Source organism: Neptuniibacter marinus (assembly GCF_001597725.1).
GTDB classification, from domain to species: domain Bacteria; phylum Pseudomonadota; class Gammaproteobacteria; order Pseudomonadales; family Balneatricaceae; genus Neptuniibacter; species Neptuniibacter marinus.
This window is the reverse complement of record NZ_LUTR01000013.1, coordinates 25,973-41,628: the sequence shown is the minus strand read 5'-3', so window position 1 is coordinate 41,628 and position 15,656 is coordinate 25,973. Positions and strand designations below refer to the sequence as shown.

At 43.6% G+C, this 15,656-nt stretch carries 12 protein-coding genes; 4 read left to right on the top strand and 8 right to left on the bottom strand.

The window, feature by feature from the left end; translation table 11 throughout:
• Positions 1–35 precede the first annotated feature (35 nt).
• Positions 36–1,367 (bottom strand): type III glutamate--ammonia ligase, encoded by a 1,332-nt coding sequence (gene glnT, locus A3774_RS10210; RefSeq protein ID WP_156473697.1) that lies wholly within the window; start codon positions 1,365–1,367, stop codon positions 36–38.
• 277 nt (positions 1,368–1,644) lie between these two features.
• Between glnT and A3774_RS10205 the strand changes: the two genes are divergently transcribed.
• A complete protein-coding gene (locus A3774_RS10205; protein WP_067866865.1) occupies positions 1,645–2,238 on the top strand; it encodes a helix-turn-helix domain-containing protein in 594 nt (197 codons plus the stop codon).
• 392 nt (positions 2,239–2,630) lie between these two features.
• Entirely contained in the window at positions 2,631–5,990 is a 3,360-nt protein-coding gene (locus A3774_RS10200) for a transglutaminase family protein (protein ID WP_067866863.1), read from the top strand.
• A 65-nt stretch (positions 5,991–6,055) separates the two neighbouring features.
• On the opposite strand, the gene A3774_RS10195 is transcribed toward A3774_RS10200, so the two are convergent.
• The gene (locus A3774_RS10195; protein WP_082792413.1) at positions 6,056–7,087 is read right to left on the bottom strand and encodes a YeiH family protein; all 1,032 of its coding nucleotides are present in this window, start codon (positions 7,085–7,087) and stop codon (positions 6,056–6,058) included.
• A gap of 369 nt (positions 7,088–7,456) precedes the next feature.
• Here A3774_RS10195 and A3774_RS10190 point away from each other — a divergent pair, with 369 nt between their 5' ends.
• Positions 7,457–7,813 (top strand): DUF3127 domain-containing protein, encoded by a 357-nt coding sequence (locus A3774_RS10190; RefSeq protein WP_067866861.1) that lies wholly within the window; start codon positions 7,457–7,459, stop codon positions 7,811–7,813.
• 198 nt (positions 7,814–8,011) lie between these two features.
• Here the strand turns inward: A3774_RS10190 and A3774_RS10185 are convergent, their stop codons facing one another.
• From A3774_RS10185 to A3774_RS10170, 4 genes are all read right to left on the bottom strand, one after another.
• A complete protein-coding gene (locus A3774_RS10185) occupies positions 8,012–9,061 on the bottom strand; it encodes an SEL1-like repeat protein (RefSeq protein ID WP_067866859.1) in 1,050 nt (349 codons plus the stop codon).
• Positions 9,062–9,153: 92 nt separating this feature from the next.
• Entirely contained in the window at positions 9,154–10,791 is a 1,638-nt protein-coding gene (locus A3774_RS10180; RefSeq protein ID WP_067866857.1) for an autotransporter family protein, read from the bottom strand.
• A 340-nt stretch (positions 10,792–11,131) separates the two neighbouring features.
• Complete coding sequence (locus tag A3774_RS10175) at positions 11,132–12,796, bottom strand: GMC family oxidoreductase (RefSeq protein WP_067866854.1); 1,665 nt, start codon at positions 12,794–12,796, stop codon at positions 11,132–11,134.
• Positions 12,796–13,290 (bottom strand): gluconate 2-dehydrogenase subunit 3 family protein, encoded by a 495-nt coding sequence (locus A3774_RS10170; RefSeq protein ID WP_082792411.1) that lies wholly within the window; start codon positions 13,288–13,290, stop codon positions 12,796–12,798. Before A3774_RS10170 ends, A3774_RS10175 begins: the two co-directional genes overlap by 1 nt.
• A 77-nt stretch (positions 13,291–13,367) precedes the next feature.
• On the opposite strand from A3774_RS10170, the gene A3774_RS10165 reads away from it, so the two are divergent.
• Positions 13,368–14,204, top strand: coding sequence for an alpha/beta hydrolase (locus A3774_RS10165; protein WP_067866850.1), 837 nt, complete (start codon positions 13,368–13,370; stop codon positions 14,202–14,204).
• Positions 14,205–14,406: 202 nt separating this feature from the next.
• On the opposite strand, the gene A3774_RS10160 is transcribed toward A3774_RS10165, so the two are convergent.
• Together A3774_RS10160 and A3774_RS10155 are read right to left on the bottom strand one after the other, a co-directional pair.
• Positions 14,407–14,649, bottom strand: a complete 243-nt coding sequence (locus tag A3774_RS10160) for an EF-hand domain-containing protein (RefSeq protein WP_067866848.1) — start codon at positions 14,647–14,649, stop codon at positions 14,407–14,409.
• A 191-nt stretch (positions 14,650–14,840) separates the two neighbouring features.
• Positions 14,841–15,365 (bottom strand): DUF6515 family protein, encoded by a 525-nt coding sequence (locus A3774_RS10155; RefSeq protein WP_067866846.1) that lies wholly within the window; start codon positions 15,363–15,365, stop codon positions 14,841–14,843.
• Between the last annotated feature and the right edge of the window lie 291 nt (positions 15,366–15,656).

The window sequence follows — 15,656 nt, the reverse complement described above, 5'->3', positions numbered from 1 at the left end:
TAAACCCTCGTAATCTTGTCCAATCACATAAAATTTTAGAAGAATTCTGCGTAACGTTTGGTTTCCCAATCGGACACATGGCGGCTATAGTCGATCCACTCAGCACGCTTAATTTTCAGGAACTCACCCACAACTTCTTTACCTAAACGCTCAGTCAAAACAGTGTCGGCTTCCAATGCGTCTAGAGCTTCATTTAAGTTCTGTGGAAGAATTTCAATACCTTCAGCTTCACGCTCTTCAGGAGTCAGGGCGTAAAGGTTAATATTTTTCGGTTCACCTGGGTCAAGCTCGCGCTCGATACCATCAAGTCCCGCAGCGATCAAAGCAGCGTGCACTAGGTAAGGGTTACAACCGGAATCAGGAAGACGAAATTCAAGACGGCCATAAGGGATACGCACCATTGCAGATCGGTTATTATCACCATACGCAATATAAGCAGGAGCCCATGTGGCACCGGAAGCTGAACCACCAACAACAAGACGTTTGTAGGAGTTAACCGTCGGAGCAGCAATCGCACACAATGCTTTAGCATGATGAAGTAGTCCGGCGGTAAAGTGATAAGCCATTTTCGACAAGCCCATACCATTTACATCGCTATCATCGTTGAAAAGGTTTTTACCCTCATCATCGGTAATAGAAAGATGGAAATGCATACCGTTACCTGTACGATCAGACGCAGGCTTAGGCATAAATGAGCAGATCATTCCAAGGTCGTTTGCAATCTCGCCTGCTGCCATACGCACAAATGTGAAGCGGTCGGCGGATTCAAGTGCGTCGCCGTAGGTATAATTGATTTCAAATTGACCATTCGCATCTTCGTGATCGATTTGATAAACATCAAAATCAACCTTTTGTAAGGATTCCACTAAGGTTTCCAAAAACTCACGGGAACGGGATAAACCTTTATAGTCATAACAAGGCTTATCCAGTACATCAGTATCATCAACCGTCTGAAGGTTGCCGCTTTCATCACGCTTAAACAAAGAGAACTCTGGCTCAAGCCCTGTATTCAAGGTCCAACCTTTATCAGTCAATAACTGTATCTGTCGCTTAAGTACAACACGACTGTCATAGATATAAGGTTCATCATTAACATAACCATCACATACAAGACGTGCATAGCCTGGTTGCCAAGGAACAATAGAGAGCGTATCGAGATCACCTCGCGCCATAAAGTCAGGCCCATGAGGCTCCATACCTAAGCCCCATACCGCAAAACCGGCAAAGCCTGCACCTTTATTAACAACATCCATCAGACAGTGGGCAGGCACCGATTTGGTCTTGGCTACGCCATGAATATCGACGAACTGAGCGAGGATATATTTGATCTCATTTTCACTAATAAACTTATCAATATCTAAAGACATTATTTAGCACTCCGCTTAATCTCTAACATTTTATAGATGCATTCACTAATAGAAATATTCTTTTCAGTAAATTTACTTACCTAATAGGAAAGCACGATGCGTGCCAATGAATTTCCCTTTAGGAATATTTATTTCCTTTTGGGATAAGTTGTTGAATTATAAGGATCTAGTAAAAAATATTTACTTATGGGAATATAAAGTGCCTAAAATTAAAAAAAACACCCCTAACAAAAACGCCCACTTATGTAGCGTACAGCACTAGAATGGAGCAATATTTATGACAAATACTAAGGGCCATCAATTCGATCTAGATCAATATATAGGCATGAAAGTAAAGAAGGCGCGTTTAGATGAGGGTCTCAAACTAGTTGATGTCGCTAGAATATCTGGCATTAGTCAGGGAATGGTCAGTAAGATTGAAAATGCACAAGTATCAACCAGCCTAGAAACCTTAAATAAGTTATGTTCAGCTATAGGACTTTCCATCTCTAAACTGTTTAATGATTTCGATAGACCCGAAGGTGGTGCACAATTTACTAAGGCTGGATCCGGTTTAGAGGTCGTCAGACGTGGAACAGAAAAGGGACACACTTACCAACTGTTAACCTATAAAAGGGGCGGAAAAACCTCATTTGAACCTTTTATGATAACCATGGATGACCTTTCAGAGGTGTTCCCAACATTTTCCCATCCTGGTGAAGAGTTTATCTATCTAGTGAGCGGGAAATTAGTCTACCGTCACGGTAACCATCTATATGAGATGGAAGCTGGAGATAGCTTAACCTTTGACGCAGAGATACCACACGGACCAGAGAAACTCGTAGAGGTCCCAATTCAACTGCTTTCAATTATCAACTATGCAGATGAATAAACAGCCTTAAATTCCATTATAAGCATAGGTTAAACATCGATAATTTATCAGTGTTTAACCATTTTTAGCCCATTAAGAAAAGCTTGACTGACTCTTACCCCCTCATAAGCAAGTAATATATAACCGCTCAGGCTTTTATATTCTATACTGATGTTTATAAGCCTTATAAATGCAACTGGCTTAGTTTTTGCTTTATAAATTCACTAACGATACAACATTTAGACATAGTCTTTTTTTGACTCGTACTAAAGACCTCATTAAAAAAAGCCCCTGTTATAAAAAGGCTTCATTAGTAAAAACCATAAAGTCAGATGATATGGCAACGTTACTTTCATATTTGCCTGCCAATATAATGACTTAGTAATGTACGTTCAGTTTAGGAGCATTAAGGAATGGCAATTCGGGTAGCTTTAAATCATAAAACCAAATATAAATTTGATCGTAGAGTAAACCTATTCCCCCATGTTCTACGTCTGCGGCCAGCCCCGCATTCCCGTACCCATATTCATGGTTATTCGCTTAAAGTTGAACCTGAAGGCCACTTTTTAAACTGGCAACAAGACCCTTTTGGGAACTACCAAGCACGTTTAGTCTTCCCAGAAAAAGCCGATGAGTTTAGCATTGAAGTTGAAGTCATCGCCGACATGACAGTGATCAATCCGTTTGATTTCTTTGTTGAAGAATATGCAGAAAAATTCCCTTTTAAGTATGACAAGCAACTTAAAAAAGAGCTGAAGCCTTACCGAGAATGTACAGAAGAAAGCCCATTATTAGATAAATGGGTTAAAAAAATAAGTCTAGAACCTACTCCCACCAATGACTTCCTTGTTGCACTTAATCAAAGTCTAGAAAAAGAGATTGATTACGGTATCCGCATGGAGCCCGGCGTTCAAACCTGCGAAGAAACCTTAACGAAAAAGAAAGGTTCTTGCCGTGATACCGCATGGCTAATGGTACAAGTGTTACGTAAAATAGGATTAGCCGCACGATTTACATCCGGTTACCTTGTCCAACTCAAACCTGATGTTAAGCCACTTGACGGCCCTGCTGGTGCTGAAGAAGATTTCACCGATCTTCATGCATGGTGTGAAGTTTATATACCCGGCGCAGGTTGGATAGGCCTAGATCCAACTTCTGGCTTATTCGCAGGTGAAGGCCATATTCCACTTGCCTGCACACCGGACCCTGTTTCAGCCGCCCCCGTTACCGGCGCTACTAGCAAATGTGAAGTAGAGTTCGAATTTGAAAACTCAGTCACCCGTATTGTTGAAGACCCGCGCGTCACAAAACCTTACAGCGATGGGCAGTGGCAAGATATTATGCAGCTCGGCCACACTGTGGACGAACAGCTAAATGAACAAGATGTCCGCTTAACCATGGGTGGCGAACCTACCTTTGTCTCAGTTGACGATATGGAATCGCCGCAGTGGAATACCGAAGCATTAGGTGATGACAAACTTAGCTTAGCCAAAAACCTTTTATTACGTTTACGCGAGGAATACGCGCCCGGTGGCTTGTTACATTATGGACAAGGAAAATGGTATCCCGGCGAAGAGATCCCTCGCTGGGCACTGGGTTGTTTCTGGCGAGAAGATGGCGAACCCTTATGGCATGACCCTTCCCTACTCGCACGGGTAGATAAAGATTACGGTCATAATATAGATACCGCCAAGCAATTTTTTAAGCACCTTTCTAGTAATTTGAAGCTAGAAGATAAGTTTATGCAGCCCGCTTATGAAGACGCTATTTACTATCTTTGGAAAGAACAGAACTTACCGGACAATATAGATCCTATCAAAGGCGATTTTGACGGCGATTTAGAACGTAAACGTATCGCCCAGCTGATGCAACGGGGGTTAAGTACAGCAACAGGCTTTATTTTGCCCCTAGCTTGGGATTATTTTAATTCTGGTTGGCGCTCAAGCCTTTGGCCCATGCGTCGCGACCAGATTATTTTGATACCAGGCGATTCTCCTTTAGGCTTCAGGTTGCCGCTTGATTCCCTACCTGATCGAACCGAAGAAGAGCAGCAGGTACAACCCGAATCTGATCCATTTGAACTTGTACGACCACTTCCAACAAGAGATGGTCATGCAGAAATTGTTGAGCAAATTGCGCCTGAACGCCCAACCGCATTAAGCCAAACCTCACAAAAAGAAGTGATTAGAACGGCTTTAAGTATCGAGCCTCGTGACGGTAAGCTTTATCTTTTTATGCCACCTGTTTCATACCTAGAACACTATATTTTACTTATCTCGAGCATCGAAAAAACAGCGAAGGAACTAGGTATACCCGTTGTGCTTGAAGGCTATGAGCCACCGAAAGATCACCGTTTGAAAAAGCTATTGGTTACGCCAGACCCTGGTGTTATTGAGGTTAATATTCACCCCGCTTATAGCTGGGAAGAGTTAGTTGACAATACCAGTCGCCTTTACCAAGCCGCCCATGAATGTCGCTTAGGTACAGAAAAATTCATGCTTGATGGTCGTCATACTGGCACCGGCGGCGGTAATCACATTACCATTGGCGGTAATACCCCTGCCGATAGTCCCCTACTCCGTAGACCTGATTTATTACGTAGTATTATCACCTATTGGCAGCATCATCCAGGCCTATCTTACGTATTCTCAGGCATGTTTATTGGCCCGACCAGCCAAGCACCCCGTGTTGATGAAGCACGTGATGAGATGCTTTATGAGCTAGAAATCGCCTTTAGTCAGATGCCTGAAGGGATTATTGATCAACCTTGGTTAGTGGATAGAATCCTACGTAACCTCCTTGTTGATATGACGGGTAACACCCATCGTGCAGAGTTCTGTATCGATAAACTTTACGCGCCTGGCACCGCGAGCGGTCGTCAAGGTATCCTTGAGTTCCGTGGTTTCGAAATGCCACCTCACTCACGAATGGCCTTAGTACAAGCCCTCCTCATTCGCAGCCTAATCGCCCGTTTCTGGGATGAGCCTTACCACAAACCATTAGCCCGCTGGGGTACAGGACTGCATGATAAATTTATGCTGCCGCACTTTGCATGGTCCGACCTCAAAGATGTAGTTAACGATCTACAAGCCCACGGCCTACCTTTCCAACTAGATTGGTTAGCACCCTTTGAAGAGTTCCGTTATCCACATTATGGTCGTGTGCAGATTGATAACGTTGCCTTGGAACTGCGCTGGGCGATCGAGCCTTGGCATGTACTCGGTGAAGAGATCAGCAGTTTTGGCACATCCCGTTATGTAGACTCATCAGTTGAACGCTTACAAGTTAAACTAACGGGCTTAGATGAAAGTCGTTATGCCCTAACCTGTAACGGTCACCGAGTGCCACTGCACAATACTGGCCGTAATGGTGAATACGTTGCTGGTGTTAGATATAGAGCTTGGCAACCACCTTCAGCACTGCATCCAACGATAGGTGTACATGCTCCTCTTACCTTTGACTTAATTGATACATGGAATGGCCACAGCATTGGTGGTTGCGTCTATCATGTTAGTCACCAAGGGGGGAGAAGTTATGACACCTACCCTGTTAACAGCCACGAAGCTGAATCTCGTCGTGTAAATCGCTACGATGAATTTGGTCATACACCGGGTAGCATAACAGGAACCACAGGTGCTCAAGTCGTACGAGAGTTTGGTCCTGATCACTCCAAACCAAAACCAGCACCTATAGGGGATGAAATATTCACTAAAGAATATCCATACACTCTTGATTTAAGGTGTGTTGATTCTGGGCGTTATTCTCCAACTTAATATCAGCACAGATATACATTAACCACACCTCAGTTGAGGTGTGGTTAATTAATACATCTACAAATTTAACGCACCGTAAAAAGCCAAATAGCCACAAGAATAGCTAGAAATATAGTTTCAGAAACCATCAACACAATCGGTTTCCAACCCATTAATGAAAGCTCTTTAAAGGATGCTTTCATGCCTAGGCCCACCATCGCGATAATTAAACACCAACGTGATAACTCAGTCATACCCTCTAAAACCAAAGAAGGTATATAGCCTGCACTATTGATCACCACAATAATCATAAACGCGATCAAAAATCCAGGTAATGGAAGGGATGAAGCGCCCTCTTTTTTAGCAACCCCGCTTCGAGCAAACATCAATGAAATAACAATAACCACAGGAACAAGCAGAGCAACACGCAGTAACTTAGTAAAGGTCGCTACATCACCAACATCGTCAGACATCATATAACCAGCCCCCACCACTTGCGCAACATCATGGATAGTTGCACCGAGGAAAATCCCACTTTCATCGGTTGTAAACCCAAGCTTAGTTACCAGTAATGGATAAGCGATCATTGTGATCGTACTTAAAGCAGTTACACAAATAACAGTGAAAATCAGATTACGCTCTGATTCTTCATCATCCGGTAACACAGCAGATACAGCCAATGCTGCGGATGCACCACAAATACCTACAGAAGCACCCGATAAAATACTTTGAGACTTACCTAATTTGAGCCAGCGCCCACACACAACAGCAAAAAGAATCGTTAAAGGAACGCCCACTAAAACAATGGCAATGGGTGTTAAACCTAGCCCTAATAGTTCCTCAAAGGTAATCCTTGCACCTAACAGAGCAATCCCGAATCTTAATACTGACTTAGCTGAAAACTGAATGCCCGATACACAGCGCCCTTCCAATGATAAGTAGTTCAAGGACATACCAATCAACAGTGCGTAAAGAATAGTTGGGCCACCATAGTGTTCAGATACAAAAGTAGCAGCCATTCCTACAACTATACAAAGCACAAAACCGGGAATCATTTGACTAAACCCGGCCATTCGACCTCCATTAAAAAAAGGCGCTTTTTTTCCGATGTGGGACATCGCATTCTCCAACATATATACAAGGTCATGGGATAACGATCTCCCTCCCACGAAGTATTTCGCAGAAGCCGTAAGTTACCACTACAGATAAGTAATTAAGAATCGTTCACATAGACCTGTTTAAGCTTAAACAAGTGTTTGGTTTAAGTGAAGATGATGGAGAAGATTTATAACAAAAAAATCTATCATTAATACAATTTATTATTACTAAATAGATACAACGCCCAAGAGAAACTAAATAGAGATTCCAACGCTATATGTCTAACAGTGACTATATAATTCAATGAAAAATAGATTGAATCTGAGGTAATCGCTCCTCTTTTCTGGTTTAATTAATCCCTGCGATAGTCTTCTTAAAGGTAGGAAATAATGGCTTACGAGCTATCAGGTAAAGTTAAATTAATTCAAGACCCTCAAACATTTAACAGCGGTTTTACTAAGCGCGAAATGGTCGTCATCGTTGAAGATGGTAAGTACCCGCAGGAGATTAATCTTGAATTTGTTCAAGACAAGGTGAGCTTACTCGACAACCTCCAAGTGGGTCAGGATGTCACAGTTACTTTTGATATTCGTGGCCGGGAATATAACGGCCGTTACTTCAACAACCTCCAAGCCTGGAAAGTTGAAACAGGCTCCTCTATTAATAGCCATATGAATCAAGAACAGCCTCCACTGGACAACTATGCGCCAGAAGCAGCATCATTCGATGATGATATTCCGTTTTAAACCCAGCCAAAAATACAAGCGATCAACATCCTAAATAAATCGAGCTCTCCATTAATACCTATATGCTCCGCGTCTGCTTGGTTATAGGGGGAGCTCCCTATAAATGGAATGGGGTATAAACAAAAAACCAGCAGTTACGCTGGTTTCTATAAGCTTTTTAGTGGTTACAAACAGGTAATCACATGCAACGGAATTAACTTAATGGCTGTGAGGCTTCAAATCATAATGTTTGTGCGGGTTATCATGGTTAGCATCAAACCACTGCAATGCATTCTTATGCGCAGTACCAACCTGCTTTTCTGTTAAGTGATGTGCCACAATCGAACGCATATAATGTGCACCTACATGTCCATTGGCTGCTGACAAATCAAACCATTTATACGCTTCCATCGCATCTTTTTTCACCCCTAGTCCATAATAATACTGATGGCCTAAATAATACTGTGCATTCCTATCCCAACCGTTTGCCGATTTGTGGAACATAGCTAACGCCGCCTCATAGTCCGGCTGTCCATCAATACCAATAAAGTCCAGCATAGCTAACGCGTATTGTGCTTCAGCATGTCCAGCGTTCGCTGCTTTTTTATACCACTGCTTTGCCACAACGGGGTTCGCTTTTTCACCCCGTCCATTCAGGTATAAATTCCCTAAATAGAACTGCGCATTAACATGCCCCTTTTCAGCGACACGCAGGAGCCACTTTTTCGCTTTTTGATAATCCTTTTCTACACCTTCACCCGATGAAAAAATAATGCCCAAGTTATAAGCCGCCTGCATATTATCTTTTTCAGCTGCTCGCTCGAACCAATTGGCCGCTTTACTAATATCTTTCGTTACGCCCTGCCCATTCACATACAGGGTGGCTAAACTCACTTGGGATTCTATATGTCCGGCACTGGCAGCTTGCGAAAACCACTTAAACGCCAAAGTAAGGTCTCGTTTAGCACCTGCCCCCATGTAAAAGATATAACCTAAATTATGAGCAGCCTCTACATGACCTGACTCTGCGGCAGTATTAAACAATTTAATCGCTTTAGCGGGATTAGCAACACCCAGCTTTCCAGAATAATAAATCGCTCCTAAATTATACTGAGCATCACTATTACCTGTTTCAGCGAGCGGCTCTAATAACTCAACAGCCGTTTTAAAGTCACCCTCAGAAGCTTTCTTGAGCCCATTTTCAAGCGGCGACGCTAAAGCGCTGTTGATACTGACGATCAGCGTTAATAAAAGTGTTACCCATCGCATCTCGATTACCTATTCTACATTCAAGTAATAAAATATTTCCCATTAAAAAGCCCGGCACTTAACCGGGCTTAATACGGTTTAAGTGTGCGGTATCAGAACCGCCAATTACCAACAACTTGACCTTGATAACTCTCATACTCATCTGCAAACGCAGTATCAAGTAACAACGAAAGCGTAAAGTTATCAGAGCGCTGAATATCGAGTCCAAGGCCTATACTATAAACATTGCGATGAATATCTTGACCCTCTGAGATAAAGTTACCACCACCGCCAATAAAGGATGTCACAGTATTAATACCACTGTTATTCAATGCGTGACGTAAACCAAACTGGACAGAAGGCGTTACTTCAGCCCCACTATCTAACACTAGGTCTTTGCTAATTCTAGCACCTAATAATACCCAGCCTCGATCTACATCCTGCTCTTCAACATTTAAGGACATCACACCCGCCCCTGTTTCGGTATAACCATCTAGGGTCATGTAAGAGTATTCAAGACCCGCATAAGGGGTAATAGTGATACCAGACGTGTACTCAAGGGGCATACCAGCCGTCACACGCAAGGCGTACATATCACCGGAAAAGTCACCACTCGCGATGCCTGACACGCCGGTATCCCGTTGTGTTTCATAATCCTGATAGGCATACGCTAACATTGACTCTAGGTACCACTTACCAAAATCACGTGAGGCATAAGCCGTAAATTGCCACGTTTCTATATCTGAGCCATCACCGTCGCGGTAATCGCCAAGTTCCACATCTGTATTGGCATAGGTAAATGCCCCCCCTAAAACCCAATCATTTTCCAATAAGGTATCACCACCCGCAGCAATACCATGGATATCACTTCCGTAACCAGCATAACCATCGTTACCACCTTGATGGGCCGACGCGCCAAACGCTTTTAACCACATCGATTGACGGTAGTGCTCATCACCTGCTGACAGACCGGTTTCGGCATCATAATTTAGTGCGGTCGTTGAAAAACTTTGAGAACGAAGGGAATTTAACCTAACCTGCACCGTATCAAGCGCACCCGTTATTGTTTGGGTAGCAGCCTGACTTAAGGCCGCACCTGTTTCAGGTGACACTTTTTTTACTGCTGCTTGCCTATCATTATCAGACAAAGCTGCCATATCAGCAATGATTGTAGCCATTTCACCGGTCACATTACCATTTAGCTGGTCTAGCATCTCACCCGTACCCGTTGTATTATCGGTTGATACCGGCTCAAAGACCTCCGTTGGTCCAACGACTACAACCTGTGATTGGTCAATCAAACCAGCACCGGTTCCATTAAAGGTCTGGCCTACGAGGTAAATACGGTAACCTTCTAAGGTAAAATCACCCTGCACAGCGGCAAAAGACCATTCCTGATCTGCTGGAAATGTTCCACCAAGATCAAGCGCATCTAAGGTTGGGTCATTAACATAGAGGTTCGACACATCTTGAGTCGTTCCTGCTAGCGGGTCGTCATATGAGAAGGTTTGAGTATAAGTACCGATCGTGATGGTCATCACATCACCTGCATCCCAATCCCCACCAAAATTAACCGTGACCGTTCCATCAACACCGCCACCTTCATAGGTTTTCTGTGTAATAGTTATTCCGGTACCAGTGGTAAGATTAATAGGCGTATTAATAACATTCTGTGTAAACAGATGGCCGGCATTAGCCTGCATACTTACCAACAACACAACCAGTGTCAAAAAACGTCTAATGAGAGACATATCGTTCCTTTTAAAAACTTAAAGATACTCATCAGTATAGCCACTGCTGATTCAACAGCAAGGATTTAGATTCAAACGGGAGAATAAACAGAAAATAAAGATACAATGTTTAAAAAAAGGTCAATTAATAGACAGTAATTCAAGATTAATAACACCTGAACACACCATAGGTACTGGAAGCTTATAACAACCTTCATAAAAAAACATACAGACTTAATACTATTTTTTTGTTTTAAAAATCAAAGCTCACTAAACAGAAAAAACCTTATTATTGACCAATAACGGAGCGCTTACTCCTTCGCCACTCCCCCTTTCCTTCCCTTAAAAACGATTACCTAACCTAACCTGATCTATTTATAATATGCTTCGCCGCTCGTATGGCTAATGCTTGAATAGTAAGGCTCGGCGATTCTCCCCCACCGGAGCTAGGGAACACACTTGCATCAACAAGATAAAGATTAGCCCAGCGGTGACTCTGGCAAAAACGGTTAACCACCGAGCGTCCTCTATCATTACCCATTCGACATGTCCCAAAAACGTGAGTCGAACTGAATATGTCGTAGGAACTAAACTCCTCAAAAATCTCACCTCCACCCGCTGCACTAAGGACCTCTCTACATTTGTCTGACATAAACGCGATGCGATTAATGGCTTCCTCGTCTAGGTAACTACTAATAACTGGTAACGGCATTCCCGACTCATCTTTATCTATGGATAAGCTTACAAAAGATTTTTCATGGGGGAGGCTTTCACAAATACCCGACACCGACAAAACAGAGCCAAATAAGGCTCTCATTTTCTTTTTATGATCAAGCCCCCAACCGTCTACTACGCGTGTTGCATACGCGCGCGGGCCAAGCAAGTCAGACTCAGCAACCGATGTGCTAAATCGACATCCACCAATCACACCGGGGATAGCATCAGGGTCATTAAAATCCCAACAGATAGCGTCAACCGCGGTCCCTTTATAGCTACCCAGCGCTTGTGGATAAAAACAGCTACTCGTCCAAAGAAGCGTCTCCATAAAGTTTTTTCCGACTTGCCCAGACTCATTACATAACCCATCGGGCGATTGAGCACTCTTTGACGCAAGTAACAAACGTGGTGTCTCAATTGCACCGCCAGCAACCACTAATAAATCACACCGGAGGTGCATCTCTTTCCCTTCGTGTACCAACTGAACACCCGTGACTTTATCCTTATCTCCCGTTTCAATTCTTTTGACCGATACATTGGGCACAACCGTACAAAACCCGGTCGCTACAGCGTGTTTAATATAGGTAAGGTCAACAGTGCCTTTGTCCATCCGTGAACAACCTTTCAAACAACAACCACAATAATTACATGAAGGACGCCCATCCGTTGGTGTCGACAAAATCGCTAATGAATTATGTTCTAGATTAAGACCTAATTGATTAAAACCTCGACTCAAAATCTGGCTATGTGCACACAGCGGGTGGGCTTTTTGCGGAAATGGCGTACTGCGCCAACGCGATCGAGGTGGATGAGCAGAATTCCCGGCAACCCCCATCACCTCTTCAGCCTGCGCATAAAAGGGTTCCAGCTCCTCATAGGTCAAAGGCCAATCAGCTGCCACACCAAACCGGCTATGCATTTTCATGGCATGTGGATTCATTCGATGGGCTTCAGCACTATAATGCAGCGAACTCCCCCCTATCCCTTGAACACGATGATAACCAAAGGATATACGTTCATTACTGGTATTTAACAGTCCACGAAGGTGATTCCACGATCTCAGCCCTTTATACTGTTTTTTTAATGGTTGATGGGAGGCAAACTGAACAGCAGGGCTTTTATATTTAGCGGGAAAGCTATCCTCCCAGTGCTGAGTTGTTAATTTAAAATCCACCTCAGGCGCATAAGCAGGCCCAGCATCTAAAACTAAAACCTTTATATTTTCCTGTGCCAACGCCCAAGCCATCGCACCACCGCCAGCACCGGCCCCTACAATGACGACATCATAATCTTCGTGTAAAAAGCCCATTAGCCGATCTCTTGAAAATCAGGATAACCATAGGGCTGAGGAGGCGACTCGATCATGCCCTTCCAGCTTTCCGGTTGAGTGTAGTAAATAAATAGTGCATCATTTTTAATTCGACTAAAAAATAGTTGAACAATACTCGGCGCATCTGGTGTTGACGCTAGGTAGGTCACACGTTCCTGCTCCCTTGTACTAAGCGCCGCATAAGGCTTCATAAAATAGGTCACAGACTGCCGGTCCAACCACGCCAATCCTTGCTGCAATAAAACAATGTAGTTCTCAATTCGATACCCATGCGCAATAATTTTTGTATGGGTATTCAGTTCGCTCGCAGAGGGTGTCTCATCTTTAGGTATAAGAACATCAAGAAAAGCAGACAATGTTTCGCTATTCACCCCCACTTTATCTAATGAGGCTGAAGCCGTTCTAATTTGAAACACTAAAGGTGCGATCACTGCCGCTTCACACAAAAGCCCTAAGAACCTTCGCCTATACATAGCTCACTCTTGTAAAATTAATTTAAGAAGGGGAACATCCATGTAGGGAAGCCACCCTAAAAAGGACGCGTTAGCCAATGCAATACACCTCAACCTTAATAAAGTTAACCCTTATCCTAACACTGACGTTAACAGCCTGCTCCTACAATACCTATCCAACAGCAGAAACGTTAGCCGCCACTAAACACTGGGTGGCAGTAGATATAACAACATCACAATTCACGCTTCGGAGCTATCAACCCGCCGACAAAGTAAAATCTGACCTGTTAACCATCTATATAGAAGGTGATGGTTTCGCTTGGTCATCCCGAACAAAACCCTCATCAGATCCGACACCTAAAAATCCAGTTGCGCTGAAGCTAGCACTTGCCGCACATGAAAATGATAGCCTTTACCTAGCGAGACCCTGTCAATATATCCCAACACAACCTCATTGCAATAACCGCTACTGGACCTCAGCAAGGTACGCTGAAGAGGTTATTCAAGCAATGAGTCAAGCCATAGATAAAGCGGTTCAAAACGCTGAGGCTAAACACATCAACCTCATCGGTTTTTCAGGAGGTGGAACGGTGGCGACACTGATCGCACTCAGAAGGAATGATATCAATAAAGTTATCACCCTCTCAGCAAACCTCGACCATACAGAATGGTCTAATTACCATCATGTTTCACCTCTAGCAGACTCTCTGAACCCAGCCCATTACATCAAGCAGCTTTCACAGATCGAGCAACACCACTTTGTCGGTGCCAAGGATAAAAATACGCCGCCAATTTTATTACAAAAATTTCACGACAAGTTTCGCTATTTAAAACATAAGGTTTCTATCTATATCATCGATGGCGCTACACATAGCTGCTGCTGGGAAAAGCAGTGGGTAGAACGACTAGAAGCGGTAAAAACGACCACACATTAACACTCGTTATTAGAGCGATGGTGTGCTTGTGTTAGAGATAACTGGAAGTAAAGTCGCCCTTTCTGCGACGGTCTTAGAGTCTTACCATCCCTCTGAGAGGGTTGTAAAGTACACTAACCAACGCCCCATGTTTAACTGAAGATGGCCCTTCATGTTGAGGAATAGTGGGGCATTGGCTAGATGTTAAATGTCGCTAAACGCTCTAGCGTTTAGGTCGTGGCGGCTCAGGCAGTTCAGACTTACTTAATGTGTCATTACCATCCGTATCGAACTTGTCAAAACCATCTAAAAGAGGCCCCTTCAGTTCATCTTTGCTTAATTCACCATCGCCATTAATATCAAGCTCCTCAAAGGACGGTGGTGCCGGACGATCGCCCTTTGCATGCGCAGGTAAGATACTTGCTGACATAATAACCGTCGCTAACAAAAGTGCCGATTTTTTCATAACAAACCCTCTCTATCTTTTTTAGATAATCAAACATTAAAGAGTGCTATGCAACGCAACCGCCCCATATAAATCACTCAGGTTTAAACTCGATCTCAAACTACGTATCTGCGTAAAACGGCTACCCACATACGTTTAATCATTCGATTGTGCTAGCTGCTGGCCTAAACTCCTGACCACGTCCTACCACCTTAGTGTGCATCAATATCAACCACGACATACACCGCCTTACCATTCACCTTAGACGGCATAAAAAACTGTCCATTCAGCGTAAAATACTGCACACCGTTGACCTTTTTAGCGTAGGCCCCATCAGGAAGACTCTCTAAAACACTCCCCCGTTGATAGATTGCTGGCCCTGAAACCGCTAACTCAACCACTTGGTACTCACGCACCTCAGGCACCCAACGGTAAACAATATCGCCATGCCGGAAATAGTCCTTACCCCCTCGCTTAACAAGCACGGCCCCCTTGGGTAGGTGACGTAAACCTGGGGCTTTATCAACCACCACATAATGCTCACCCGCCTTACGGTAATAGACTCCATCGGATAACCAGTACTTAACCCCCTCCACCACCAAATGAGCGGCTGTAGCGGGCAGGAAATCAACAGGACCATGAGGTCGCTGATGATGAGCACCTGGCGCGGCATTAACAGCCCCAGCATTCGTGATCAAAATACTTACAACAACAAAGCCAAAAAATGCCTGTTTCATGCGCCTATCTCCTATTCGATTGACAACGCTATAGTGAAACAGAGGCAGGTAAACTTGGATTATGGAAAGGTAAAGTTAGGTAAAATCAAAACAGAGAGGTAAAGAGGTAATCCACACCCTCGCAGACACAGAGAAAGTAGGAATAAAACCGCTATTATAGGGTTAGTGAATCAACCGCCCACAACAACAGGATCTGTTGGCATGCTGGGCGATAGGCAGGTTAAGCCTTATGATGGTTAGGCCCTATATCATTAGAATAAAGAAAACAGCTAGGTCGTTAAGTAAGGCACA